Source organism: Candidatus Nitrosocosmicus sp. R, assembly GCF_054408505.1.
The window spans coordinates 162,630-188,188 of the sequence record NZ_CP167090.1; the positions used below are offsets into that span (position 1 = coordinate 162,630).

General features: G+C 33.6%; 26 protein-coding genes and 2 pseudogenes. 19 read left to right on the top strand and 9 right to left on the bottom strand.

The window, feature by feature from the left end; all coding sequences use genetic code 11:
* Positions 1-575 precede the first annotated feature (575 nt).
* Positions 576-833 (bottom strand): hypothetical protein, encoded by a 258-nt coding sequence (locus AAGU22_RS00810; RefSeq protein WP_458720361.1) that lies wholly within the window; start codon positions 831-833, stop codon positions 576-578.
* A 342-nt stretch (positions 834-1,175) separates the two neighbouring features.
* Between AAGU22_RS00810 and AAGU22_RS00815 the strand changes: the two genes are divergently transcribed.
* Positions 1,176-1,352, top strand: coding sequence for a hypothetical protein (locus AAGU22_RS00815; protein WP_458720362.1), 177 nt, complete (start codon positions 1,176-1,178; stop codon positions 1,350-1,352).
* A gap of 14 nt (positions 1,353-1,366) precedes the next feature.
* Here AAGU22_RS00815 and AAGU22_RS00820 read toward each other — a convergent pair.
* Positions 1,367-1,806: pseudogene (locus tag AAGU22_RS00820) on the bottom strand (SRPBCC domain-containing protein).
* Positions 1,807-1,842: 36 nt separating this feature from the next.
* Between AAGU22_RS00820 and AAGU22_RS00825 the strand changes: the two are divergent.
* The 5 genes and pseudogenes from AAGU22_RS00825 (at position 1,843) to AAGU22_RS00845 (ending at position 6,394) form a co-directional block, all read left to right on the top strand.
* On the top strand, positions 1,843-2,160 hold the full coding sequence (locus AAGU22_RS00825; protein WP_458721715.1) for an ArsR/SmtB family transcription factor: 318 nt from the start codon (positions 1,843-1,845) through the stop codon (positions 2,158-2,160).
* 910 nt (positions 2,161-3,070) lie between these two features.
* Positions 3,071-3,268: pseudogene (locus tag AAGU22_RS00830) on the top strand (UBP-type zinc finger domain-containing protein); the annotation flags it as partial.
* A gap of 5 nt (positions 3,269-3,273) precedes the next feature.
* Positions 3,274-3,591: a muconolactone Delta-isomerase family protein gene (locus AAGU22_RS00835; RefSeq protein WP_458720363.1), complete on the top strand. Its 318-nt coding sequence runs from the start codon at positions 3,274-3,276 to the stop codon at positions 3,589-3,591.
* A 491-nt stretch (positions 3,592-4,082) separates the two neighbouring features.
* On the top strand, positions 4,083-4,610 hold the full coding sequence (locus AAGU22_RS00840) for an NADPH-dependent FMN reductase (RefSeq protein WP_458720364.1): 528 nt from the start codon (positions 4,083-4,085) through the stop codon (positions 4,608-4,610).
* 1,529 nt (positions 4,611-6,139) lie between these two features.
* A complete protein-coding gene (locus AAGU22_RS00845) occupies positions 6,140-6,394 on the top strand; it encodes a helix-turn-helix domain-containing protein (RefSeq protein WP_458721716.1) in 255 nt (84 codons plus the stop codon).
* 599 nt (positions 6,395-6,993) lie between these two features.
* Here AAGU22_RS00845 and AAGU22_RS00850 read toward each other — a convergent pair.
* Positions 6,994-7,350: a DUF6659 family protein gene (locus AAGU22_RS00850; RefSeq protein ID WP_458720365.1), complete on the bottom strand. Its 357-nt coding sequence runs from the start codon at positions 7,348-7,350 to the stop codon at positions 6,994-6,996.
* Positions 7,351-7,571: 221 nt separating this feature from the next.
* On the opposite strand from AAGU22_RS00850, the gene AAGU22_RS00855 reads away from it, so the two are divergent.
* The 3 genes from AAGU22_RS00855 (at position 7,572) to AAGU22_RS00865 (ending at position 10,184) form a co-directional block, all read left to right on the top strand.
* The gene (locus tag AAGU22_RS00855) at positions 7,572-7,835 is read left to right on the top strand and encodes a hypothetical protein (protein WP_458720366.1); all 264 of its coding nucleotides are present in this window, start codon (positions 7,572-7,574) and stop codon (positions 7,833-7,835) included.
* A 256-nt stretch (positions 7,836-8,091) separates the two neighbouring features.
* Positions 8,092-8,610 (top strand): hypothetical protein, encoded by a 519-nt coding sequence (locus AAGU22_RS00860; RefSeq protein ID WP_458720367.1) that lies wholly within the window; start codon positions 8,092-8,094, stop codon positions 8,608-8,610.
* Between the two features lie 596 nt (positions 8,611-9,206).
* The gene (locus AAGU22_RS00865; protein WP_458720368.1) at positions 9,207-10,184 is read left to right on the top strand and encodes an SMP-30/gluconolactonase/LRE family protein; all 978 of its coding nucleotides are present in this window, start codon (positions 9,207-9,209) and stop codon (positions 10,182-10,184) included.
* 520 nt (positions 10,185-10,704) lie between these two features.
* On the opposite strand, the gene AAGU22_RS00870 is transcribed toward AAGU22_RS00865, so the two are convergent.
* Entirely contained in the window at positions 10,705-11,199 is a 495-nt protein-coding gene (locus tag AAGU22_RS00870) for a hypothetical protein (protein WP_458720369.1), read from the bottom strand.
* Between the two features lie 875 nt (positions 11,200-12,074).
* Between AAGU22_RS00870 and AAGU22_RS00875 the strand changes: the two genes are divergently transcribed.
* Positions 12,075-13,511 (top strand): NAD(P)/FAD-dependent oxidoreductase, encoded by a 1,437-nt coding sequence (locus tag AAGU22_RS00875; RefSeq protein WP_458720370.1) that lies wholly within the window; start codon positions 12,075-12,077, stop codon positions 13,509-13,511.
* A 504-nt stretch (positions 13,512-14,015) separates the two neighbouring features.
* Here AAGU22_RS00875 and AAGU22_RS00880 read toward each other — a convergent pair.
* Positions 14,016-14,645, bottom strand: coding sequence for a MarC family protein (locus tag AAGU22_RS00880; RefSeq protein WP_458720371.1), 630 nt, complete (start codon positions 14,643-14,645; stop codon positions 14,016-14,018).
* A gap of 583 nt (positions 14,646-15,228) precedes the next feature.
* Between AAGU22_RS00880 and AAGU22_RS00885 the strand changes: the two genes are divergently transcribed.
* Positions 15,229-16,812 carry a multicopper oxidase domain-containing protein gene (locus AAGU22_RS00885; protein WP_458720372.1) on the top strand — a complete coding sequence of 528 codons (1,584 nt, stop codon included), beginning with the start codon at positions 15,229-15,231 and terminating at the stop codon, positions 16,810-16,812.
* 430 nt (positions 16,813-17,242) lie between these two features.
* On the opposite strand, the gene AAGU22_RS00890 is transcribed toward AAGU22_RS00885, so the two are convergent.
* Positions 17,243-17,416, bottom strand: a complete 174-nt coding sequence (locus AAGU22_RS00890; protein WP_458720373.1) for a hypothetical protein — start codon at positions 17,414-17,416, stop codon at positions 17,243-17,245.
* A 285-nt stretch (positions 17,417-17,701) separates the two neighbouring features.
* On the opposite strand from AAGU22_RS00890, the gene AAGU22_RS00895 reads away from it, so the two are divergent.
* From AAGU22_RS00895 to AAGU22_RS00905, 3 genes are all read left to right on the top strand, one after another.
* Positions 17,702-18,304, top strand: coding sequence for an alpha-ketoglutarate-dependent dioxygenase AlkB family protein (locus tag AAGU22_RS00895; RefSeq protein ID WP_458720374.1), 603 nt, complete (start codon positions 17,702-17,704; stop codon positions 18,302-18,304).
* Positions 18,305-18,389: 85 nt separating this feature from the next.
* Positions 18,390-19,388 (top strand): LLM class flavin-dependent oxidoreductase, encoded by a 999-nt coding sequence (locus AAGU22_RS00900; RefSeq protein ID WP_458720375.1) that lies wholly within the window; start codon positions 18,390-18,392, stop codon positions 19,386-19,388.
* A 162-nt stretch (positions 19,389-19,550) separates the two neighbouring features.
* Entirely contained in the window at positions 19,551-19,964 is a 414-nt protein-coding gene (locus AAGU22_RS00905) for an OsmC family protein (RefSeq protein WP_458720376.1), read from the top strand.
* Between the two features lie 406 nt (positions 19,965-20,370).
* On the opposite strand, the gene AAGU22_RS00910 is transcribed toward AAGU22_RS00905, so the two are convergent.
* Entirely contained in the window at positions 20,371-20,511 is a 141-nt protein-coding gene (locus tag AAGU22_RS00910; RefSeq protein ID WP_458720377.1) for a hypothetical protein, read from the bottom strand.
* Between the two features lie 119 nt (positions 20,512-20,630).
* Entirely contained in the window at positions 20,631-20,777 is a 147-nt protein-coding gene (locus AAGU22_RS00915; protein ID WP_458720378.1) for a hypothetical protein, read from the bottom strand.
* A 395-nt stretch (positions 20,778-21,172) separates the two neighbouring features.
* Here AAGU22_RS00915 and AAGU22_RS00920 point away from each other — a divergent pair, with 395 nt between their 5' ends.
* The 4 genes from AAGU22_RS00920 (at position 21,173) to AAGU22_RS00935 (ending at position 23,528) form a co-directional block, all read left to right on the top strand.
* Positions 21,173-21,604, top strand: coding sequence for a hypothetical protein (locus AAGU22_RS00920; protein ID WP_458720379.1), 432 nt, complete (start codon positions 21,173-21,175; stop codon positions 21,602-21,604).
* Between the two features lie 303 nt (positions 21,605-21,907).
* Positions 21,908-22,222, top strand: coding sequence for a hypothetical protein (locus AAGU22_RS00925; protein ID WP_458720380.1), 315 nt, complete (start codon positions 21,908-21,910; stop codon positions 22,220-22,222).
* Positions 22,223-22,637: 415 nt separating this feature from the next.
* On the top strand, positions 22,638-22,778 hold the full coding sequence (locus AAGU22_RS00930) for a hypothetical protein (protein ID WP_458720381.1): 141 nt from the start codon (positions 22,638-22,640) through the stop codon (positions 22,776-22,778).
* Positions 22,779-23,249: 471 nt separating this feature from the next.
* On the top strand, positions 23,250-23,528 hold the full coding sequence (locus tag AAGU22_RS00935; protein WP_458720382.1) for a hypothetical protein: 279 nt from the start codon (positions 23,250-23,252) through the stop codon (positions 23,526-23,528).
* Between the two features lie 444 nt (positions 23,529-23,972).
* Here AAGU22_RS00935 and AAGU22_RS00940 read toward each other — a convergent pair whose 3' ends face one another.
* Entirely contained in the window at positions 23,973-24,443 is a 471-nt protein-coding gene (locus AAGU22_RS00940; protein ID WP_458720383.1) for a peptidase associated/transthyretin-like domain-containing protein, read from the bottom strand.
* A gap of 409 nt (positions 24,444-24,852) precedes the next feature.
* On the opposite strand from AAGU22_RS00940, the gene AAGU22_RS00945 reads away from it, so the two are divergent.
* Entirely contained in the window at positions 24,853-25,488 is a 636-nt protein-coding gene (locus AAGU22_RS00945; RefSeq protein ID WP_458720384.1) for a transmembrane-type terpene cyclase, read from the top strand.
* Positions 25,489-25,559 lie beyond the last annotated feature (71 nt).

A 25,559-nucleotide genomic window follows, 5' to 3' on the forward strand; every position in this document is an offset into this window, starting at 1 on the left:
CTAAAACCATCTTTCCATTCGAAGAAGATTTGACAAATTTGGCATCATCTATGATTTGATAAATATCACTTGGATTTTGTTCATTGTTCGAAGGAGTTTAAGTAGGTTCATTCAATTCTCTATGTCTTTTTTTGTTTCGGATGTGTTTGAAATAATCATAAAAAACCACGGCTAAGGCGAGGGGAGTAGAATTTATGTCGATAAAGGTTCTTTATTAGAGATTCTACTATTATTATAGCAGGGAGTGATATGAATATTTTTTTGGTTCATTGTTAAAGCAGAATCATTGATTTTATGGGTTTAGTGGAAAGAGTCACAGATCTGGGAGTAATTCACTATTTATTATATGCTTTCTACAAATTCAATAGTTCAGTAAAATTGATCACAATTGCAGATATGATATCTCAACATTTTTACACATCAACTTTTTTTAAAATTTATAAATCGTTTTTAATTTGTTTATTTAATCTAAAAATTGATAGAATTTAAAATCAAAATTTTTAACTACTTGAAATAACCTATCCCAAATACCTTCAAATAATTAAGGAATCCTAACAGTAGTGATTTTAAAATGTTTAAGATCGTTCTTGTAAGCTCTCATCATCGTTGGTTGTGTCTGTGGAGTTTTTATCATCGTCGTTAATATTCTCTATAGTTTGGTCAAAGTCTCTACTTAATGAACTAAAAGTACTGCTATCGTTTTGTTCCGTCACTTCAAAAGACGGATTTGGGGAAGCCATGGAATTTGGAATAAAAGTAAAAGGTAAAGTAAAATAGATATAAAATCCAAGAACTAATGCCGATGTAATTATAGAGAAAAGTCTAATATTCATAATATATTATAATATGTTTATTAAATAATAAAGTTACGGGAATTGAAAATTTGAAAATTTCAACATTCAGTAGGATAGATGATACTTTGCCGCCTTCTTTTTTCTAAATAGAAAACCAATTATATTCAATAAGATTAGAGATTGTTCTGTGCAAAATGTGATTACTGTTTAGGTAACAGGTATTTTTAATCATGGCGGTTATTACAACTTATTATAAGGTTGAATTCCAAAATCAATATGGAATGGGCCATTGTAATTCCTAGTCATGGTTACATAGATCCATTCTGCATACATTAGGTATGAAAATAACTTAAGTAGTCTTTGTGATATGATATAGATAGTATGACAGTTGCCAATTCTAAGGAATTCCATAATTGTAGTGGCGAAGGTTTAAGCAAATACTATGAAATACATGTTGATACTGCAAAACGTGTTGTCCGTGAGGGAAAATATGAAACTTTGTATACCGATACGATGAGTGAAATTATTTGTTTAGTTAATAGTTTGAGTGGAGATTAGAAAGATGGATGAACTTAAAAGAAAAATTCTCTCAAGTTTTTACCATATTCCAGAAAAACCTTAAGACCACAAAGCATATGCATCCAAATAAAAGAGTTACCATAAGATGCATCCAATGATTTCTGGTCTTCATTTTTCCAACCTGATTCTCTTATCTTTATTAGTGTAGATTCAGTATTCAACGGCTCAAATCTTATTTCCGCAAGATTTTTAGTAACTTCATTGTTGTCCCATTCCAATACAATCATCTCATTTATTATTACTTGTTTAACATAAACAGGAAATGCTCCAGGAAAATCATGAAAGTCCCATGTGACCGTAGTTCCTTCATCCAAAGGGCCACTTGCTCCACCAGTTGTAAAGTATCCACTTAGTTTTTTTGGATTATAGACCGCATCAAACACCTCTGCTACTGGTTTTTTTTCTTTGAATAAACTTCAAATGCTAGTTTCATGAATGGTTAATATTTGATATGTTATATAAATATAACATATTGAGGGATAAAAGAGATGATTTAACTCTGAAAGCTTTGGGAAATCCTCAAAGACGTGAAATACTCGATATGCTTAGAAATAAACCCAAAACAACTGGAGAGATGTGTGATCATTTCAAACATTTAGATCGGTGCACGGTAATGCTACATTTACGTGTCCTTGAGAAGGCTGACTTAATAATTGTAAAACGCAATGGTCGCAATCGCTGGAACTATCTTAATCCACTCCCTATCAAAGATCTATATGATAGATGGATATGTAATTATTCTGTAGGGGCAATTGATTTGTTAAGCAAGATCAAAAAAGAAGTTTAAGGAGAGCCTAGAGGTAGAGAAAAGGAATGAACCTACTGTCAATGTCATAGTAATAGGGTTATCAAGGTATTTCCTCTTATGTATCCCATCCAAACGAAATTGCTGATTTCATTCTAGATGTAACAAAAGGAACCTGTGATAGTAATACTGTAACTATTAATCCATAGACCGAAAGATCTAAGAAACTCTGTCTATGATAAATTACTACTTTTATAAACTGGGTTAATCTAGTTTACGAAAATTGTCAGGTAAGAAAGAAGTAATTCGCAAAAGGGGTAACATATTGGGTCATTTAATAAGAATCTAATCCTTTTCTGAGTAGATAAATAAAATTATAGTTTATGCTAAGTGTTATCATTATAACTATAAGGAAATTATTGAAGATACACTATATCATCTTCGTAAGGACATACCTTAATGATATCATATTCAGGTGTATAGCCACATTTGGGATATTCCTTCTGTTTTATAATCGGTTGTTGACTCCAATCTATCAGTTCGCTACAAACTCCACATCTCTTTGGTATCTTATCATCTGTATAAGAAAAATGTAAAAAGCATTTACCACATTACTTGAGGTTTATCGCAGGTGGAACCATGTTATACAAAATCCCGATGCCAACTCTAGCCAAGTTTTGAAGCGCATTGGTAACTTGACTCGTAACTTCACTTCACCTGCATCTTTCGTTGTATCCTAACCTATATCTTTTCCATCTAAGGGTCTAAAACCAATAGACAGATGGTAACGGTACATACCTAAATATAGATTTATTTTGCTACCTTTATTTGATTATTTATACAGACATCTTTAAGGAAGGGCGTACATTATTACCTTCATAATATGACGCCTAAAGATATACATCTTAGTCAAGTAAATCAAGATATAGAACCAAAAACACCAAATGGTTGAGAAGAATGTCTACAGATGGGTTCTGGATGGGTACATTTGCGTTTGTGTTTAACATGTGGCCATGTAGGTTGTTGTGATTCTTCTCCTAATAAGCATGCAACAAAACATTTCAAATCTACCGAACACCCTATCATAAGATCCTTTCAACCAGGAGCAGATTGGAAATATTGCTACATCGATGATGTGATGATAGAGTGATGTCTATGGAATATCTTGTCGATATGGTTACCATAGTACCACAAGGTACTAGTTCACTCAAAGTTGATGAATTACGTGCGGCTGAAGCAGTGCGAGCTGCAGAGCTCTCCAAAAAGGGCCATTTGATTCGCCTTTGGCGTCCTCCGCTTGGTCCTGATGAATGGCATAGTATCGGGCTGTTTTGGGCAGAAGATGAAATAGAAATTCACAAACTCCTCGAGTCCCTTCCCCTTCATATCTGGATGAAAGTTGCCATAACTCCCTTAACTCCACATCCTAATGATCCGCAATATCGTTCCAGTCAAGCCAAGGATCATTCATAGACATAAGAGTTTGGACTTTGTACCTGTACTCACAAGACTATTGATAATAAGGAAGAGTTTTTGATCTTAAAATTTTCTTTTCAATTTGCGATTCCATTCTCATATGTTGGTTGTAAATAGTCTGTTCTAATCAAGTCTGTCAAAGATGCATTTACCATTTTCAAGGCTAGTTCGATTTTTTGGATTATATATCTTGTCTATTCGTAAGCATCATTCATATCCACAACCTTTCCTTTTTCATCAATTGCCATCGTACCTGATAAATGCAAGTATGACGAATAATGGGCCATTTAAGACATTTTGATATTTCATAGATTTTAATATATTTATTTCTCCTACAGAAGATACTCCCAAACTAAATCAAAATCCGCAAGCACGTGTACCAATACTATATCTAATAAATAAGAAGCCACTCTAATCCTGTGTATTCTACCTGGAAAGCCACCCGGTTAAGTAAAATAAGGGGAAAAAAGCATATGTATACTCTAACTATGAAAAACGTTGTAGCCCTAATCGGAAGCGCCACGACGTCATCGGCCAATCATAAATTGCTAGAGTACATCCGGTCAGAAGCTAGAGATACTTTCCATATAACGTTTTACGATCGGCTGAAAACATTGCCGCATTTCGATCCGGAGCTATCTCTGGAACATGCACCGTCAGAAATTACGGAGATGTGCAATCTTATTCAGGATGCGGATGGAGTAATAATCAGTACCCCGGAGTACGTGTTCAGCATACCCTCGGGGTTAAAGAACGCCATTGAATGGTGCGTGGCCACTACAGTTTTTTCCGGAAAGCCCTTAGGAATCATCACCGCTTCCACAAGCGGGATTAAAGGTCATGAAGAATTGCAGTTGATCATGCGTACCCTTATGGCAACCTTTACACCCGAAACCACTTTACTGATCCAAGGTGTTAAGGAAAAAATTGATGCACACGGGGCTATTATCGATATCCAGACCAGGGAAAGTCTAAAGCGCTTCACAAAAGCCTTATTTGCCTTAATTGGTACCTGATCACATTAAAATAGTAAAATTAGCCGACGTCTGGCTATTGCCACCCTTTTACAATATGTATGTGTATCCCTCTTACACAAAAAGCAATATTATGATTTTTAAACACCACCGCGCATGTCTTCAATAACTCTGCACACCGATTTTTGAATTAGGGGTGACAATACTTGTCTTGAGTTTCATTATATGATGGATGCACTGGTAACGATCTGTGATAATCCCAATGAGCTGAAATAAGGCTACGATCATGCTGTAACTTTACCATCAGTTGGAAGCAAAAACATGAGAGGTCTAAGGCATTATACGTAATAGGATCCCAAATTACTACCGTCAAAAGAAACAAAACCTTTATTGAGACCTTATTGCTTTTCAATTAGAATATCTTTGAATGACCACTCCATTAGACAAGAAATTTGATTTCTAACAGCGCATAGAAAATCTAAGTCATGGAAGTTCTCTAAAAGGATTACATGGGGACGTACTATAGATTAAGAATTCCGTGGGCTTCGAATCCATGAGGTATATGGGATCTGTTACTTTTATTTATTGTTTGAATTTGATGATTTGGTTGAATGAGAATATGATTTGTGATGAGGGGGGCAGTTGGGGATCGATTCTATCGCCATGATGGGTTTTAACACGAATGTGAATTAATTATAGGGTTAGTTTCATAATAATAAATTAGGTGGTAAAGGATTAAAGTAATTTATTGGTTGTTAGTCATTTATAAGCATGTGAGAGAGATCAATTCTATATCGAAAAAAGGGACATTGGCTTTACTAATGCAAAAATATAGTTATCTTTGTGTCCTATTTCTGGAGAACACATTTCTATGAGATGTCGTACAGTATCCACAAAAATCTACAATACCGGGTTTGCCATGACACATACATTCACAATTACTTCCTAATGAAAATCTTTGTCTCACAACCCTATGTACCATCCATGCCTTATAATATTATGTAATGATTTGGCTTTAGTATATTTGTTATATCAGGCTGGGTCATAATTCCCAACAAATAAAGCAAGTCTTATAGAGTATCATATTATGATGAATAACAAATACTATGGTTTCAAGACCTCTTCTACCACCTGGGATCATAATTGTACAAAATATCATTCATGTTAATATTGTTAACATTTTATAAGATGATCATTTTTGATTCGACAATAAAAAAACCTTAGTAAATAGAGATTTTCTAAAAATTGCAATAATTATTCTAAATTGAAATAACTTTTGCGTTTATTTTAGAAAATAATCAAGATTGCGTTAATTACTTTCCATAACTTTTAGTCTCTTAAAGTTTGTAAGAAGAAGAAATAAATCTCTATTTCTTTAGTATTATAAGTCAAAATATAGATATTAAATGCACAGCGGACTTCAAATCCCTACCGTCCATGGAAAATATACCGAAATAAACTACTTGTATGTCATGTTTAATTTTTGTATTAATTTAGGCATACAGGATGACATACAAAAATCAAGGAATCAAAAGAATCAGAACATTATTTTAATTTTCTGAATATATTAAATTAGTCTTTATTTATTATTAGATCGAAAGGAAAAAGAGAGGTTAGTTATCAAACTCATAAAAGAAGGGAAGACGACTAGAGTCATTGCGAGAGAGATCCGAATTTCTTTACAAGTTATTGGAAAAATAATTAGGAAGTATACAGGAGGTATTAATGAAGAACAGTTTGAAGCAAGGAAACTAACTCTAGAATCCACCATAATTCTATCTCAAGAATCAGCACCATTTGAATTCATGATAGATGAAATGATATGAGTGATATGGATGTGATAACAAGTGATAAGATCATTGCTAGCGATAGTTAAAAGAATCTATATTACTCAAATTTTCATTTAATGATTCCATTATTTATATAACATAATGCTAAGCTAAATTTACTCATGTACGAACTATATTACCAGTAATAGATAATAAAACTTTAATAGGCTCAAAAGAATCTTTCAAGAAGATAGGGCTATACCATATCGCTTGTAACATGTACTGTTCTATCGATTTACAAAAACAGTATACAAACCAAATAAGTCCAAATCAATATTATTTTGCAAATCAAACGGGCCCAGTGGGCTTCAGGACGATATCAGTTCTTTACTGTGGATTCTATTTCACAAATTAAGTGGGTCAATATTGTTAAGATTGAAGATGATTTTTGTGATTCTACAATTCCTTGAAAACAAATTGAAGTCGTATAATACCAATTTACCATCAATTATCACGAATAATTCGAATTAAAAATTTAAGTTCAGAGAATCAAGATCACTATGTTCCTTTCAACAAACACTTTATTTTGGACCCTCATTAATTAAGTATCTTTTCTCTTCATGATGCATAAATACTGGTTTTTTCATTTATAATTTTTACATTTTCCTAATTTTATCAATCAAATCAAGTACATCGCATTCGACTTCTGTTGTTATATATATCAAATGATCATTGTCCAATGGCATTGTAATTCTTTTTATCTTCTCGTATTCGGCCAATACGTACTTTCCATTACCTATTTTTGGTGCCAATTTACTTCTCATCTTCCATGCGTCAATCGCTAACTGAAGAGACTCCTGACTTTCTTCCCTTGTTAACAAATTGGTAGCTCCGGGTTGATGTTCTGAAAATACTATGCCTTCATTTCTGGTATCAAATATTGTTACAAATCGTATTGATGAATCTCGGTTCAAGATACTTCTTCCCATATTTCCGTATTTTCCGAACACCATACCATTAATAACAAAGTACATTGTTATAAATATTCGATTAACATGTTACAACTGGTTACCATGATACCAATTGTATTATTTTGTGGAGTTTAGATATTTGTGAACCACGACTACCGCATGGTTGAATATATCTTTTGAAATTTCAACATCTGAAACAATGAGTAGAAGTACTTTCTGGCTTAAAGCGAATAGAATTGTATTAATCCAGAGCAGGTAAATGTATGTTACAAATATCTGATGAGTTGAAACTTGAATCGACTCTGTACAACTTACATGGGCTGGGAAAATTAACACAGATATTAAGAGAAAGAAAGTCTAGTGACCATAGTCAGACAAAGGCTTCAGATCGAAAGACCATAATCACAATAGCCGATGCGGAAGTGTTAGAGAATCTTGATAAAAAGATAAAGGGTTTAATGATAAGAATCTCATTTAGAGACAATGGACCTGGCTGGCTTCAGGACGATATCGGTCCTTTAACGTAGATTCTAATAGTCAGATAGATTCAGATAGATTTAGATGTAAAGCTTATGATTTTATCACCATCTAAAGTAGAATATTTCATTTCTTTTGACTATTGTTTTATATGTAAATATTCAAATTTACTAAAGAAAGTCAAAAGATAGTCAAAACTTTCTTGGATCACTCGCTCATCTTCATCGTCATATTTCTTTTCACATTTATTAAACATCCTGAGGAAATACGACTTAAATTTAAATAATATCTATCTGAAAAAAAATAATGGACTTGCTTACGAAAATTGTAACGCTGATCAAAGGGAAGGAGTATGAAATGTTAATAAAAAGGACTGGTGATAAAATCACTTTGAATGGGACAAAGATAGGGTTTGCAGATTTAAATATGGATTTGGCTAACTTCTCAAATAAATTTATCGAATTTGTGAAAGCAAATGAAGTTGCAACAACCCTTGATAATTGTCAGTATTACCTAAGTAAAACAATTTTAAATATAAAAGATAATGATAATTTTAAGCAAGAATGTCAACGAATTAGACTGATGATCATCGTGGCATTTCATCAACTAGGTCAAATAATAGGAACAACGAAAATGACTTCGGATGAGAGTCTAAAAGAACAGTTGACGGAGTGGATAAGATATATGAATGACCTGATTAAACACACTATTTCGATACTAGAACCAGGACCAAAGTTAGTCACTAAAGGACCGGTCTATGATCAAATTATGAAGTATCAAGGTCTAAGTGAAAAAGAAATGCAAGAGGCAATAGACAATTTATGAATTATGATTATTTGTTAATTCTCCGATATAATATTAATCTTAATAAGAATATTTATCGGAGACAGAACTACCGGTATCGGTACTGAAAAAGGAATAACGCTCTAGTTAACGCTTTTCAGTCTGCTTAGTTTATCGATTAGGTTAAGTAGTGAAAATATCATGGAATGGGAGGTTAGACCTCTAATACAACTTTGTATGATGCATTTGTTATACAATGTCTACGTCAGGAGGGGTAGTCTTCACGACTACTCTTTTCTCAAAGCCCTCTCCTTTTATTAGCTTGTCTATGGTTTCTGAGGTATAATCTGCCCACTTATTGTATATACTATGTATATCATCCTTACGTTCTACTGTTACTATTCTTTTCAAATCAAATTTCCTTTAATGAGATCATCGTGTGTTCTTTGTTTATCGGCACGTTTTTTACTTTCAATATTAGTATTTAATAGGTCTTCACCATACAAGATCTCGAAAAGTATAGTAAGAAGTTTTATTATTTTGTTCGAAAATTTATTGGAAAGAGACAAGCTAGATTTATTAATTGTAGATTATAATTCTCAGATATGATTCCAAATAGGAGGCTTTCTCAGAAATTATTGGTTACAACCTTTTTGCTAATAGTAGCAGTATCAGTAATACTATCATTTAGTGGAATAAGCATTAATTTAACTAATAACATTAATGCTCAAGCACAAGCACAAGAGCAGCAAGAAGGGGAGCAGACACAGGTTAGCAAATTGTGGGAAACACCTGCCAATCTGAAGGATCCAGAATCCGTAGCTTACGGATCCAAGCAACATGTCTTGTTTGTTTCAAATATGAATGGACAACCAGATCAAAAAGATCAAAATGGATTCATTTCCAAGGTTTCACCTTCTAATGGGAGCATAATTGAATTAAATTGGATAACAGCACTGAATGCACCAAAAGGTATAGCTATTTCAAATGATAATAGTACATTATATGTTACAGATATCACAGACCTAATACAGATAGATATTGATAGTGGAAAAATTATCAAACGTTTCAATGCACCAGGAAGCTCTTTTCTTAATGATGTTGTAGCAGACAATCAAGGAAATATCTATGTATCAGATACCGATACCAATACTATCTACAAGCTAGATACGAATCCTGGCAATAGTACATCATCATCTGATATACAAGCTTGGTTGCAAAACCCACAATTAAACGGTCCTAATGGTTTGCATATAGACAATAACAAAAATAAATTAATTGTTGTTTCTTTTGGACCTTTAAGTAAACCCGGCGGAGGCATTGAGGATATAGATATGAAAAATAAGACAATAACTAGTTTAGGAGAACAAGGAACTACATCTCCTTTTGGTGGTCTCGATGGAATAGAATCCGATGCTAGCAATACACATTACTATGTTACTGACAACCCCGAAGGAAAGGTATATGCTGTTAACGCAAACGGAACAGGTTATCAAACGTTAATAGACTTGTACACCCAAGGGGCGGCGGATCTGGGATTTATACCAGGCCAAAGTACTATTATAATACCTCTTATGCAAGATAACAAACTTGTGGCTTACAAGTTATTAGAATAGAAATCTATGAGTTGTCGCGAATTATCAGATCCGTATGACCGGTCCTATGAATATATTCCATTGGAAGTTCTCTAAAAGAAATAGATAGGAACGTACGTTGCAACAAGAATACAGTAGACTACAAATCCATTAGAATATAATTCTTTGATTTAGAATCAAGAGAATCAAGGGCTTTTAAGTTTTTTGACATTACCTAAAGTTGTATTAATTCTCACCCGACAAGAAAGAACAACTAGTCATAAAGCTGACCAGAGAAGGAAATACAACTCGGCAGATTGCTCAAGCCGCACACGTATCATTGTTAGACATTGGAAAAATAGTTAGAAGACATACCGGAGAAGAAACAGAGTATCAGAATAAATCTCCATCAATAACTCTAAAGCTTTTCAAATGTTCAAAGAGAACAAAAGCCGAGTGGAAGTTTCGATTGCCATGAATCTGGATGCCGCTGTTAATGTTTTGAATCTACAGTTTGATTTCGTCGTAATTGTATAGGAATTTACCAAACAAGAGATGAATTTTACTGATTATTGGTAAATAATACTCCTTCATCTAAGTTGATAAATGGTTCTTCAGGATGGCTACCCTTTTTATTTGTGAATTGTTGGCAACTCTCAGCCGTATTAAATCCAGCATCTTGCGATTGTGGAGCAAATGTGGCACACACAGAATATGGAGCACCATCTTTAAACAAACCTGCTGGAGTCTTAATTGGATTTAAATCATAAATATTAATTCCGTCATCTTCAAAAGATTGCATGTTTGTAGAAGATAAATCAGTAGTAGGAATGATACAGAATGCTTGAGGATCATCAACTGAATCAAGCGTAACAGTTCCTTCATATACACAATAACTAAATGTCCCTTCTAAATTCTGACTCCATTGAACCGTAGGAGTAATCTCCAATCCATCCCCCGACTGCGACTGGATAGGGCCAATTGAAAGAGGAAGTAAATACAATATGAATTGAATAGATAAAACAGATAGTATAATCACTGAAATGCTGATATTCATGAAAGGCTTCATTAAGATATTTTTTCAACATTGTTTTTATAGTAGTAATAGTGTGCTAATAAGAATCGGGCCAAATGATATGTTCACATTTCTTGTTTTCATCAATTTATAGCCAAGGAAGTTAGAATAATTAAAAATGTTGTAAAAAAACCGGCATCGCCAGTTATTAGAGATCAGCTTGTCTCTACTTCGTCATCTAATACCTTGTCACAGTGAGCACATACCTTAGTAGCAACTCCACCTGAAGGGTTGACTACCCTCTTTACTTCTTTATGTTCACATTCCATTGTTGTTCTTTCTCCAGTAAGAATTTATAAAAACTATCATTATTTTATCCTCATCAGACATATTATTAAAATTTTGTATGATTTATGGAAACAGACAAGGAGAAATTAAAGATGAATGTCCTAACTACCTTTGATTGTGAATATCATACATTATTTGGATTTAGATCAGCTAAGGTCCCAAATACTGACTAAAGAATCCGTTACTGTCGATCGTTTAAAAGTTATAACGTCGCGTTAGAGGCGACGTGGATAGTTATAACCAAACCAAACTAACTAAGTTAATTGGGCAACTTTGTCTAAATTCTCGATAACAATCATGATGTTGTCATCACAATAATATGGTTACCAGGGATACTACAATGATGACACATTGTATGTACAGATTAAAAGCGAATTTAATAATTTATCCAATCATTTGTGTAGATATACCACGTGTATATTAATAAACAGACAGACGGGATTGAGCTTTTCATCTTAAAATAGATACAATAGCGCCGCCCCTTTAGGGCGGCGTAGAACAGCATTAAGACAATAACCTTGGCAACAAGATTGATAAATAAATGGACGTTTCAATAAGAAGCCTGCTCTATGCACAAAAAAATTAAGCATCAAGTTGCAATAATAATCGGTGGAGGAATTGCAGGTTTGTTAGCCGCAAGGACATTATGCGGACATTTTAAAGAAGTAATAATCATAGAGAAAGATCAGTATCCAACCCAAGATGGTCCTAGAAACGGCACTCCTCAATCTAACCACATTCATGTATTGTTGATCAAAGGTAAGGAAATACTTTTGAGATTGTTTCCAGATTTAGAGAGAAATTTGGTTGCCAAAGGGGCTCATATTGTAAACCTCACAAATGATGTCGATTATTATGTTGGAACGGGTTATTCAATAAAATTTGAATCCAATTTAACCACAATTGCTTGTACAAGACAACTTTTAGAACATGAGATCAGAAATGAAATCTTGGAATTTCCCAATGTGAATGTGCGCGAAAATACCCGGGCAACAGGATTGGTCGTTGCAAAAGACGAGAAAACTGAACAGAGTATATGCAAAGGGGTTACGGTGATCTCTACTAATACTAATTCCGAGGAAACCATTATAGGAGACCTAGTTGTGGATACTAGCGGAAGAGAGTCTAAGACCGCAGAATGGCTTGACCAACTTGGTTATGGCAAACCAAAGGAAACGGTTGTTAATTCGTATATAGGTTATTCTACTTGCCGGTTTAAACCACATACGGCCCAAATATCGCAGCAACCGGCTGCTGGTGCTGCTGCTGATAATGATAATGACAAACCTATAATCAAACCTATTATCATATTGACAAAGCCGCCCTTGAATCCAAGAATGGGGATTATTTATCCTGTTGAAGGTTCATCGTGGTTAATCGGGGTACTAGGGATAGGAAAAAATTACCCACCAACAGACAAACAAGGATTCCTGCAATATGCCAAGAAATTGGAAACACTTGACATCTACAACGCTATAAAGGACTTTGAGTTAAGTGGTCCAATATACGGATATCGAACTCCGGGAAGCCGGCAATATCATTATGAAAAAATGAAAACTTGGCCTGAAAATTTTGTTACCTACGGTGATTCCGTTTCTTCATTCAATCCTTTTTATGGCCAAGGAATTACTGTGGCATGCATTGAAGCTGTCACTTTAGACAAAGTCTTAAGAAAACACAAGAAAAAAAATAGCGACCTCCTGGGATTTTCTACGACTTTTCAGAAAAAGGTTTCAAAAATTAACACTCTTCCATGGCTATTGGGGACAAGTGAAGACTTTAGATGGCCTTCAACTGAAGGAATTAGACCACACATCTTTACACGGTATTTGCAAAAATATTCTCATCGTGTGTTACTTTTAACTCCAAAGAGCAAAATTGCCGCGAAATCTTTTTTTGAGGTTATGCATATGATGAGGTCTCCTCTAATCCTTTTTCACCCATTAATTTCACTTCATATCTTGATTGATATCTTAAAAAAGACTGCCAAACAAAGTAAGACTTAATCTAGCGGTAACCGCTCAGCATTTAATAATTAATATCAACTGATTATTGTCCAAAACAATTGATGGTATTGACAATCTGGCGCGTCCTTTAAGGGCGGCTCGGAACGATGAGCTTGAGAAAGAAGGGTAACCCAAATCGAACATAATTGCAAAAAAATATCAAAATACTACGCAGGCAAACATTCTATTAAGGATTCTTTGTCCATCTTTATCTCTTTTCTTATAGTCTCTAGAACTTTAAGAGCATAAGCGACTATTTAATAAGATAAGTATTTTCCCAGATGGGCTTTGCATAATCCTGAGTTATGCAAGTTAGGTAACAGAATTTGGGTTACTCAAATCCTCTTTTGAAACCTTACCTGAGAAAAGAGGTTATCAAGTTTCGGATTTTAAGATATAGTCTTCGCTTAACTTGAAAATACTTTTATATTGAAAAAAACACAAAATTCAAAATGGTTATGTCAAATTAATAGTAATTATTTCCAAAGGATTCATAAATTGAGGTTAAATTGTTTTTAAACCATCTACTACGTATTGAACTGCAATTGCTGCAACCAGAACTGCAAATATTCTAGTAATGATTAATGAACCACGTCTACCCAGTATCCTGTATATCGTTCCCGTTAGAAAGAACACAACATAAGTTATGCATATCACAATTGCGATTGATAGTACTGTTACCATCAACCCCGACATTTGAAAAGATAATATCACAGTAGTAATAGCACCTGGGCCGGCCAACAAAGGAAATGCTAATGGAACTACACCTGATTCGTCAGAAACAGTTCCTCCAAATCTCCAACCACCATGAGTTAACAATTCTATTGAAACCACAAAAAGCAATATCCCTCCAGCAATCATAAAGCTAGATATTGTAATCCCAAAGATCGATAGAATTTGCGTCCCTGCAACTGCAAAGATCATTAGTAAAGCGCCTGCCGTAACAACGGTTGTTTTTAATACTCTATCTCGTTCGTTTTTTTGCATTTTTTGAGTAATACTGGCAAATAAGGGTATAGTACCGATTGGGTTGATTACGGCAAAAAGGGATATCGTGGCCCTTAAAAGATCATCTCCAAAAATATTCAGAAATGAAAATAAATTATGTGGGGAAATAGTAGCTATCTCAAACATAGTCACCTATATTGGAATTCTATTTGTTATTAAGATTCGTCGGGAAAACAAAATTATGATTATGATAAGTTCACCTAAAATAAGATATTGCTTTGCCTGTCATTTATAAAATCTAAAAAATAAAGTAAATTAGAACTTCTTTAAGACTAGTTAACATTTATCCTTATTGTATTTTACATATGCCTTAATTTAATAACTTCAGGCTCAAACGATAAATACCCGAACCTCAACCGGTGGGCTTCAAATCCATGAGGTACATCAGAACTGTTGATTAAATAATCTTATCTTTATGTCTGACATATAATACGTTCATTGTATTCTAATGTTTTCTCCTTAATGTCTTGAATAAGAAATACGCATCTACAATAATTTTAGATTTGCCAACAATGAAGGAGCATTTGTAAATAAAGATTCTCGTAACAATTCAAAAATGTCAATGTGATGAACAATATAATATACAAAATTATAATTAAATATCTTTTAGAAATCCAATTTTTTTAATAAATATAATGTAAATTACGCCCGCGAGATCATAATACAAAAGACATAAACACGGGATCTAGTAGTTTAGATTACAAATAAAATGTCTTTAAGAAAAGACCATAGATGGAAATCAAGGAAAACAATTTCTTTTATAGTCTCAATCTTACTAATAGCTGGTACTACTACTAATATCTTTTTTATTACTAATAACGGTAATATTGCATTAGCCCAACCCCAGTCTCAATCTATTTCACCAGACACATCATCATCTAAACCTATTATAGAGAATGACAATATGACAGATGGCATTTCTCATTCAGTGAATCAGACCCAAAAAGAATTACAACAACAACCTTCACCGCCAAAAATCCACGAGTATACCCTAATTGCAGAAAATACTACCTTAGAAATAGCGCCGGGACTCCGTGTGGATGCATGGACTTACAATGGCACTATTCCGGGCCCTACTTTAACAGCTACAGAGGGAGATAGAGTAATAGTTCATTTTATTAATAAGACGCCATTACCACATACAGTTCATTTACATGGAGACCATCCTAGTGAACAAGATGGTGTTTTTGAAATAATAGGAACAAATGGAACATACACTTATGATTTTATTGCGCAACCGGCTGGTGCCCTAGCATACCACTGCCATGTTCCTCCAGTAATGCAACATGTGAGAATGGGTTTGTATGGTGCATTCATAGTTTACCCAAAGGATCCATTACCACCTGCTAGAGAATATGTTTTTGTTGCAGGAGAATATGATACTCAAAATCAACTTATTCCGTTACCCGAGTACTACTTTTACAATGGTTATGCAGAACAATATGAATTGAATCCTCTTCCAGCAATGACTAATGAGACAGTACGAATTTACCTTGCTAATATGGGAATGTCTCCAGCCTATGGTATGCATATTCACGGAACTCTGTTTAAAGCATGGCCTTCAGGTATTCTAGAAAATTCACCCCTAAAGGTTCAATCTTGGGAATTAGCCTCAGGAAATACAGCCATTTTAGAAGCAAAATGGCCGTGGCCTGGTAAATTCACATTTCATTTCCATGGAATACCGGAAGAGCGCGGAGCGATGGGATACTTTAATGTGACTGACCCTCCTGCCAACGCTATTGATGGAAAGAGCATAGCTATTACTAAATCGGTAAACATGAATGACTGGCAGATGAACTTGACAAAGACCTTACAAAAAGCTGATCCAAATGGAAATATAACTTCTACAGAAATGGTCGAGTCATCTCCTCCCAGTATGCATGGCAATAATCATAATGAAACGAAAGAAAAAGAAATGAAAAAACCTACCACGCAGGAACGGGAACAAGAATCATCTTTATCTAACATATCTTCATCCAATGATAACAATTCAATCCAAGTTTCAATAGTAAAAGGGGCAACTACCCTTGGCGATAAATCATATGTACCAAATCCAATTACAATCAACGTAGGAGACACAATAACATGGACTAATAACGATAATACTATACACACAGTTACATCTGGAATACCAAACACTCCAACTGTAGGTCAAATATTTGACTCTGGGTTAACATCTCTTATTTCACCATCTAAAACTTTTTCACACAAATTCATTAATGCAGGTGAATTTTCGTACTTTTGTAGATTGCATCCAATGATGGTAGGAACAATAAATGTTATTCCTTAGTCTTTTAAAATATAATGAATATAGGATGAAGTCTTACCCAACTAGAAGATGGGCCCGATTAATCTAACAATTACAGATTTACGTGACATAGACCTCTGAATATTATGGCAGAACAAATGAGTGGGACGCGTATGAAATTTCATACTAGTTTTAGAATAAGTTTAAAAAAATTTAAGGGAATTATTCAAAAATATTTTGAATTAATAGCCCAAAATGAATCCTCTTTGTTTTCGTTTTTGTTAACTAATCACTTTAATTGTGAACAGAAAATAAATTCAGATCATTAATAATTCAAATGCAGATTTTGTTTTGAGGATCGAAGAAAGATTCTGATCTACATGCTGTTTATTTCCGGATTTACCTCATATTCAATTCCATTTACATATACATCTAAGTCATAACAAGATCATTTTACATATTTTCACATCATCTAATTACTGCTTGCTTTTAGATCATTATTAGCAAATTTCTGTTTACAGGAAGTACCATCCAGGACACCATTCTTACATTCTTTTGTTTTCATGTTATTGCAGTCGTTATCAGATCCATTACACACGCATTTTTTTAAAATGGCAGAACAAGTATATCCAGATGCTGTCGTCAATGGAACTATATTTAACAGACTACCAACCAAGAAAGCGGATATAAAAAAGCCTACAAGGATTGCAATGGTTGTTTTTTGGTTTGTTGTTTTTTTCTTGAATAATTTTTTTATTCATATCTTTCCTGTATCAATAAAATATATGAGATTTGCTAACAAACTGCAATACTCTAATATTCTAATATCTTTAGGAGCAAAACATGAAGCTTTTAAATGGTTATAGACCTTGTCGACATTATGTTAATAAAATGTATGTAGTTTGGAAAATGTATTAAATGAATCTTTTTAATGACAAATTTGTTAGTATTAAACAAAGATGGTGAAGCAAACTATTATGGAAAAGTAATGACAACATCAGAAGCAAACACATACTATAATTTGTTACTAAAAAATATAAATTGGAAGAACGATGAGGCATTATATCACGGAAGACACATAGTTACAAAGAGAAAAGTTGCTTGGTATGGTGATCAAGGTTTTCTTTACACTTATTCTAATACTACAAAGCAAGCACTACCTTGGACCAATGAGTTAATAGATCTCAAAAGAAAAACAGAATTAATCACAAATTCGCAGTTAAACTCCTGTTTACTTAATCTATATCATGATGGTAATAAAGGAATGACCTGGCATAGCGATGATGAAAAATCCCTGGGAAAAAATACCGTCGTAGCCTCTTTAAGTTTTGGCGCGGAAAGAAAGTTTTCATTTAAGCATAGGCGCACAAGACAAACAATCTCACTACTATTAGAGAATGGAAGCTTGCTTGTGATGAGAGGTAATACACAATCAAATTGGTTACATTCCTTACCCCTCTCGAGCAAAATAAATCATCCAAGAATAAATTTGACTTTTAGAACAATTATAGACGAGTCAATCCATGACACATAGTTGACTTAGATAACATACTAATTTAGTTATTAATAAGATTGATTTTTAGGTAAATCAATAATAGTCATCAAATGGGATCTGTCAAATGGAAAAGATTCTATTTGGAGTTCACTTGCCAGTTATGGGGTTTGATAACACTAACCATGAGAAAAAAGGAATAGACGAATCGCCTAATACACGAGAACAGATGTTGTCTATTATAAAAAAAGCCGAATTTCTTGGATATGATTCATTAAGTGTAAATGATCACATCGTTTTTAGAACTAGCTGGTTAGGTTCATTAAGTGTATTGTCTGCAGCTGCTGCAGTAACCAACAAGATAAAACTTGGTACTTCAATACTGAATATAGTTGTAAGAACTCCTGTAATTTGTGCCAATGCTTTATCAGCCATAGACATACTATCATCAGGACGCTTATTTGCAGCAGGAGTCGGACCTGGTTCACATAAAGGGGACTATGACGTATGTGGAATTCCTTTTGAACAGAGATGGAGTAGATTTAAAGAGGCATTAGAAATTTTGTATAAACTTTGGGATTATACACAAGCAGAACAAAATAGTTTATTAGATAAAGTAGATTATAATGGTAAACATTATCAACTAGAACAAGTATCTTTTGCACCTAAACCATATCAAAGACCTCATCCTCCTATTTTCATAGGAACTTGGGGATCATCAGAAGAAGGTCTAAAAAGAGTAGCAAAATATGGTGATGGTTGGATGGCATCTGCCTATAATATTACACCAGATAAGTTCAAAGAAAAATGGGATATACTTTTATCGTATAGAAAAAGATTAGGTAAAGATACTGACTCATTTGAAAATTCCATGATGTCGATGTTTGGATATATTGATAATGAAAAATACAAAGTTAGAAAAGTGGTAAAAGATATTCTATCTCCAGCATTAGGAAGACCTGTAGAACAGTTAGAAGATTCACTTCTTTTTGGCTCTGTCGAAGAATGCACCCAAAAGATAAATGCTTTTTATGAAGCCGGTGTAAAACGAATACATTTTTGGCCCATAAATGATTTTGAAGAACAGATTGAAATTTTTAAAAAAGACATAGCTTGTAACTATTAGATAAAAAGAAAAGACACAGATTAACAGAAGGTCCAAAGATAACATATAGTTCACTACTCATAAAGTATGAGATATGGCTAGTGCATTTACTATGTTAATCCCATGTTATTTCTTCTATTTATTCAATAAAGAATATTATCTCGTATTTCTTGTAGTAATTAAATGAATGATTGTTCAAACGATACTCGAATTAATAAGGTAAATACACAAATGCTGAAAACCATGTATGAGTCTCTTCAGAATAATCCTTCTGCAATGACAACAACAACGTTTTATGTAAAATCGAATTGGAATGGTGGTTTAGGTGTTACATCCAGTTCCAAAAATTTTAGCCTTGGTGGTAGAACTATGGAAAGGAATGCAGAATATAAAATGGATTACGATTTTCCCATTCAATTTTCAGGTGAAGGAAGCGGTCCCACTTTTTGTGAGGTCCGTATGGGTAGCTTAGCTGCATGTTTAATACAAACTATAGTAGTTCATGCTACATCAAGGGGTATCCTTATTGATAGCATTAACGTTGATGTAGAAGGCGATGTTAATTTGCGTGGTTTTACAGGCATAGATTCGTGTTAGATCCGGGGCCCAGCAGTTTAGAGTAAATCTCAAAATCAATAGTAATACTGCATCAAAGGAGCAAATAAATGAACTATATGAAATTGGAAAAAAGTTTTCCCCTGCGTTTGACACCTTAACTAACGAAACTTCAGTTGTTATGGTTGGCTCTGAATGACTTGATATCCAAACTCTAAAATAACCAATTTAAACATATTGAAGTGTCCGCATATTAATGGTTACATTCTCTAGATAGTATCTCATATATCTCATATATCTCATATAACGTTAGTATCCTAAATATAATGGGACATTAGAAATGAAGTTATTTGCAGAATCATTTACCCAATTGCATACCATTTTTCTTGTTAGAAACATTGATACTGTTTATGTCTATAATAATATAGGTCAAAAAGCTTCAAAAGCATTAAAAAATTAGAAAAGGTATTCTTGAAAATAGAGGTTTTACAATTAGACCATCATCGTTTCTAGCCATCGAATTTTCTGCGTTAAAAATCCCTACATTCTTTATACTGTCGTTGTCTGGAGACAACATTTTTACTGTCACATAAGGGGATAGTCACTGGCGAATAATTTCGGCTCTGCCCTTCTAACTTATATGCAAAATTTGATCTGGCTCAGCACATCAAGATTGCATCACGGAACGCAATATGTTTATTAACAAAATCAAATTCTCTTTGCGTTTGTTTTGCTAGTTTCACAAAACGGCAAATATGTATCATCATTATTTTCCTGTTCATTCTCCCTTTTCTCTTCTATTCCTGCACGTTCTTTTTTATATTGTAATTTTATTTCCAACCAATATTTTATCACTCTTTAATTATTGAGTCCTAATAAAGTAGTAAATTTACAACGGGCCTGGTGGGTTTAGTAATAGATATATTACGAGTCTGAATTTCAGGTTTGAAAAAGATATGAACTCGTTGTTATATATCGATCTGAGACCATATTTACTGTAATTCATATCTACGATTTCAAAAGATTAATTATTAAGGGCAGGTCAGAGAAGAATCAAGATCAATAAAACTGTTTTTGATAATTAAACAAGAGATCTGTCCTTTAATAAAACAAAAGCAATAAATCAATTTAGGTATAACACCCTTAGATATACTCATTCATCATCAAAAATAATGATATTTAAAAGATGATAACAAAAAACCCAAGAATGTTTATTTTGCCCCTGCTATTAAATAATAAATATCAATAAGATGAATTATCATAAATATACTATCGTACAAAAAATTAGCAATTTAACAATTTCCGCATTATTCATAATCTTATTTGCAATATCTCTTCCCGTTGTTTATGCACAGCTGCAACAGGGGCCAGTAGGATCAGTCCCACCATTACCTGATAGAATAAACCTATCTATATCGAACATAACAGTTATCGAAAGCCCTACGGGCTTGACTGGTATAGATGGGATTATTTTAAACAATTCAACTGAAAACGTAAAAGATGTCAAAGTAGATATTATCTTATTTGATCCACTAAACAAAACAATAGAGGATACAACCAGGTCCATTACATCTCCACTTTCTACAATGGAACCAGGCTCTACAGAAGGTTTTAGTTTCCTTATGAGTACGAAGGATATTGATCATTATGATGCACGTTCCTACGGCCTAAGAACAGAATAAAAGACTCGATCTGAAGTATTTTGAAGATCGAACAATAGGTTTATTACAGACTTCGGGACGATATCAATCCCTTTAGATGGGTTCTATTAGTTTAATGAATTAAATTTATAGTGATATTAAACGGACAAACCAATAGGCAAATACTACTCTAGAAGTTTATCCGTTAGTAACGTATATCGTACGGGTGGAAATCATGCGGATAAAACTACCACTGAGCCACACAAAGTAAAAAAATGGTGTCGCAATTATGAAAGAGATCTACTGAATAAATAGTTGTATTGTCTTTATTTATTTAAGTTCCATATGTCATCTCACACAACTTCCGGTCATTTCAAACGAATATGCAATGAGATAATGAACCTAAACAAGTCGATTAGATTTGTAGGAGTAGTGAACAATTTGGGTACGTTGTTGGTCACATCGTACATAGAGAAGTTAATACCACTCATGACAAGTGAAGAGACCGAAAATTATGCAATGCAGACGGTCCTGAGAGCTGCAACAAGAGAAGACTTTGTAAACAAACTGGGTAAGTTTAAACACTCTATCGGAACATATGATGGGCTGATACGCCACAGTTCCAGTTATAATGGAGGAAAATCTTCAAGCTCAGACTAAATTCTATCTCCTAGTATCATTTGACATTGATGCCAACGTTAAAGATATTATAGAAAATGAATTGTTACCCTATATCGATAAAAATTTAGAACTATTCAATTGACAAGAATGAATGTTATTAACATATTGTACTAAGTCGTTAGTGGCCCTGATTGGCTCTGTTCAGTTAACGATAAGACTATACTTTGAAGACATCTTATTCCATTTATGAATACCGGAAATAGAACCCCTCAAAAATACATTAATTATGGTATGTATTTGTACTTTTCAGGTTTGTCTTTTTGAGGAGAGCATCTGAAAGACTGTCCTGTCTTATAAAACGTATCAAGTTCTATTAGCCAAAAAATGGAACTGGATTCAAAAGTACAGGCCTCAACTGATCATCAAGGGAAAACGATTAGAGATTACTCGAAGTATGGTTAATCCTCTTCCTCGCCAGGATAATTCTTGCATCTCACCTTACGGTGCGGTTATAGTAACTATTAGTGGACGTGAAACGCATTCCCCTGCGACAATTTGTAACAATGACCATCTTGTATATGATAATATTTTATAGCGTTTAGGTAAACCCTTTCAAATGAGAGTAATTACACAGGATGTTTCAAGCGACTTATTGGCTATCGATCCCTGCATTAAGGATCAAAATGGTGGATGGTGATTGCGTTGGAACATCTAGATGCAATGGTATAATGAAGTCTGAGGATGATGCTTCTATTACCCTCCAATTCAGATTCCTTAATCATCGAAAATTATTTTTCGTAGTGTTGTTTTGTCAAAATGGTTCTCTTTATTGTGCATGAGAAAGTAGTTTGACCACCTATATCAGATATGATCTCAGTTTTTCACGCTCATTGGTTACATTTCAAATTATACTACTTTAAAGAGAGGGTTCAAATAAAGTGATTGGACCTTTAATGTTTGTAAAATGAATACACAAAAAGTCTAGTAATTTTCTCAAATTACAAGAGTATTAGAGTATTAGAATTAGTTAGCAATTTCAATATGATTATTTGTAATAGAGACCGGTATGAGAATATCAAATCTCAAAAATAAAAACAAACACCGTAAAGCAATCTCCATCTCGGTGACAACGATCATAGTATTAGCAATAATGGTTAGTATGACTATCACTCCCGATGATGCTAAAGCAACGATCGAAACCTGCCCTGATAACTGGACATTTTTACTTGATGGGTTAAATCCTGATTACTTTGATTGTAGAAATGACACTGAAACATCGCAATTTCCAGTTGATGATGCCGCCCCTTCAACTTCAAAATTACACTCAAAATATCTACTAAATTAAACGTGATTTTATATAGAATGGTTGAAACCTTGAATAACGAATAGCACAGGTGAGATTTTCTTACTTCTGTTTACTGTCCTAATAAAGTAGTAAAATTACACCGGGCCCGGTGGGTTTAGTAATAGATATATTATGAGTGCAAATTCTTCAAAAAAGCTATTAATCTTCAGAATAATAAAATAATATGAATTCAATGGCTTCGAATCCATGGGGCATATGGCAAGTGTAATATAATAAAAATTAGGTTGAGATAATTAGAATAATTTGGTCCTATTGCGATTAGTATTACATCCTGTTACTTTGAAAATGGTTTTAAAATTTTAACACTTAGGTGAATGAAATAAATCGTGACTAAAACTATGTTAATAACTCATTAAAACATCTTTGTCGAATTGAATGAACACGATTTATCATTTAAAGTTAGTCTTGTACAAAACAAAAAAATTAGTATTTGAAAATGAAAGTTTGCACTGAATTGGGTTCCACTTGTATGTTATTCAATACTTTGTATGTGCTGTCGGGAAAATCGGCTACTATTACATATTTTCCTGGATTCAAATTTTGAAACACATACTTTCCTTCTTGTGTTAATTCTACACTTGTTGTTTTAGAGAGGCCATCTTGTCCTGCGGCTATCACAATCGTTCCAAGAGCTGGTAATCCTGTTGATGTAAATGCATATCCGTTCACAGCTCCAAGACCATTGTCATATACTGGTAAAGGATCAAAGATAGACCCCATGGTTGCATTAGGCGATGAAATATTTTCCAGGAGATACCCGATAACTAGAATAGTTGATATCATTGTTACGCCTATGGTTATTGTTTTCCTGTGTATTCTAAGTAAATTTAGTATACTTGACCGCTTTGTTTGTTGTATTTCATTGCTTTTGTGTTTGATTGTTATTAATTGCATTTATCTTACAATAACATATTGGTAATCGTTTTATTTAAGCCTTTGTGATAGCTTTACAAAATCGGAATAACTCATTCATTAATTTCAAATAATTATATGATGTGGTAAAAATTTTATAAATTTTTATATATTCTGCTATTGAAGGTAATAAGAATAACAGTAGTAGAATTCATTTGAATTTTTGATAGTTAAATTGTGTGAAGAATTACAGCGGGGAATGTGGGCTTCGAATCCATGAGGTATATGGGATCTGTTATTTTATTTATTATTTTTGCAAAAATCTGATTCCTGTTATGAAGTTAATTGAACCTGTCTAAATCTATTCCAGTTCCAGAACATGGTTATTTCATTGAAAAATAGATAATAAATTTTATAAATTTGGGTATTATTACCTAGAATAAACAAAGGAATGCAATCAATTATTCTAGTATTAGGCGGGATATTTTGGATCCTTACTTATATTTTCATAATTTCAAAAGGTTATAAAGATAAAACCTATGGTATGCCACTATTAGCATTATGTGCAAACATCGCTTGGGAATTCATATTCTCATTTTTATTACCTCATTCTCCACCTCAATTATATATTAATTACCTATGGTTTGCACTAGATGTAGTAATTGTATTCCAGTTTTTTAAATACTCTAAGAATGAATTCCCCACTCTATCATCACTGACTTTGTGTTTTGTTTTTGGAATCTCGGTAGCTACTGCTTTCATTATAATATTGACGGGTGGAATCTTTCTTGGCGATGTTGATGGCGTGTATGCTGCCTTTGGACAAAATTTACTGATGTCTGTGCTATTCGTAGTTATGTTCTTTAAACGTGGAAACACATTAAGAGGGCAATCCATTTTTATAGCCATATTTAAGATGCTTGGCACTGGTCTAACAAGCATACATTTTTATCTATTCGAACCTGTTTCTCAAAGCTCATTTATGTTATCGTTCTTGTTTGTTTCAATTTTCTTCTTTGATCTATTCTATACTGTGCTGATTGTGAAGCAATATAAGAAGAACAACAAATCACTATTTGCTGTGTGAACTTGAACTAAAAGATGAAGAGATATCAAACGGGGCCCGGTGGTTTTCGCTGTATTTTCACATCTAAAAAA

What these genes read in the sequence shown, in the direction of transcription:
- AAGU22_RS00810 (WP_458720361.1), bottom strand. Translation starts at nt 833, where the DNA reads ATGAATATTAGACTTTTCTCTATAATTACATCGGCATTAGTTCTTGGA.
- AAGU22_RS00815 (WP_458720362.1), top strand. Translation starts at nt 1,176, where the DNA reads ATGACAGTTGCCAATTCTAAGGAATTCCATAATTGTAGTGGCGAAGGT.
- AAGU22_RS00835 (WP_458720363.1), top strand. Translation starts at nt 3,274, where the DNA reads ATGGAATATCTTGTCGATATGGTTACCATAGTACCACAAGGTACTAGT.
- AAGU22_RS00840 (WP_458720364.1), top strand. Translation starts at nt 4,083, where the DNA reads ATGAAAAACGTTGTAGCCCTAATCGGAAGCGCCACGACGTCATCGGCC.
- AAGU22_RS00850 (WP_458720365.1), bottom strand. Translation starts at nt 7,350, where the DNA reads ATGGTGTTCGGAAAATACGGAAATATGGGAAGAAGTATCTTGAACCGA.
- AAGU22_RS00855 (WP_458720366.1), top strand. Translation starts at nt 7,572, where the DNA reads ATGTTACAAATATCTGATGAGTTGAAACTTGAATCGACTCTGTACAAC.
- AAGU22_RS00860 (WP_458720367.1), top strand. Translation starts at nt 8,092, where the DNA reads ATGGACTTGCTTACGAAAATTGTAACGCTGATCAAAGGGAAGGAGTAT.
- AAGU22_RS00870 (WP_458720369.1), bottom strand. Translation starts at nt 11,199, where the DNA reads ATGAATATCAGCATTTCAGTGATTATACTATCTGTTTTATCTATTCAA.
- AAGU22_RS00875 (WP_458720370.1), top strand. Translation starts at nt 12,075, where the DNA reads ATGCACAAAAAAATTAAGCATCAAGTTGCAATAATAATCGGTGGAGGA.
- AAGU22_RS00880 (WP_458720371.1), bottom strand. Translation starts at nt 14,645, where the DNA reads ATGTTTGAGATAGCTACTATTTCCCCACATAATTTATTTTCATTTCTG.
- AAGU22_RS00885 (WP_458720372.1), top strand. Translation starts at nt 15,229, where the DNA reads ATGTCTTTAAGAAAAGACCATAGATGGAAATCAAGGAAAACAATTTCT.
- AAGU22_RS00895 (WP_458720374.1), top strand. Translation starts at nt 17,702, where the DNA reads ATGACAAATTTGTTAGTATTAAACAAAGATGGTGAAGCAAACTATTAT.
- AAGU22_RS00900 (WP_458720375.1), top strand. Translation starts at nt 18,390, where the DNA reads ATGGAAAAGATTCTATTTGGAGTTCACTTGCCAGTTATGGGGTTTGAT.
- AAGU22_RS00905 (WP_458720376.1), top strand. Translation starts at nt 19,551, where the DNA reads ATGAATGATTGTTCAAACGATACTCGAATTAATAAGGTAAATACACAA.
- AAGU22_RS00920 (WP_458720379.1), top strand. Translation starts at nt 21,173, where the DNA reads ATGAATTATCATAAATATACTATCGTACAAAAAATTAGCAATTTAACA.
- AAGU22_RS00925 (WP_458720380.1), top strand. Translation starts at nt 21,908, where the DNA reads ATGTCATCTCACACAACTTCCGGTCATTTCAAACGAATATGCAATGAG.
- AAGU22_RS00930 (WP_458720381.1), top strand. Translation starts at nt 22,638, where the DNA reads ATGGTTAATCCTCTTCCTCGCCAGGATAATTCTTGCATCTCACCTTAC.
- AAGU22_RS00935 (WP_458720382.1), top strand. Translation starts at nt 23,250, where the DNA reads ATGAGAATATCAAATCTCAAAAATAAAAACAAACACCGTAAAGCAATC.
- AAGU22_RS00940 (WP_458720383.1), bottom strand. Translation starts at nt 24,443, where the DNA reads ATGCAATTAATAACAATCAAACACAAAAGCAATGAAATACAACAAACA.
- AAGU22_RS00945 (WP_458720384.1), top strand. Translation starts at nt 24,853, where the DNA reads ATGCAATCAATTATTCTAGTATTAGGCGGGATATTTTGGATCCTTACT.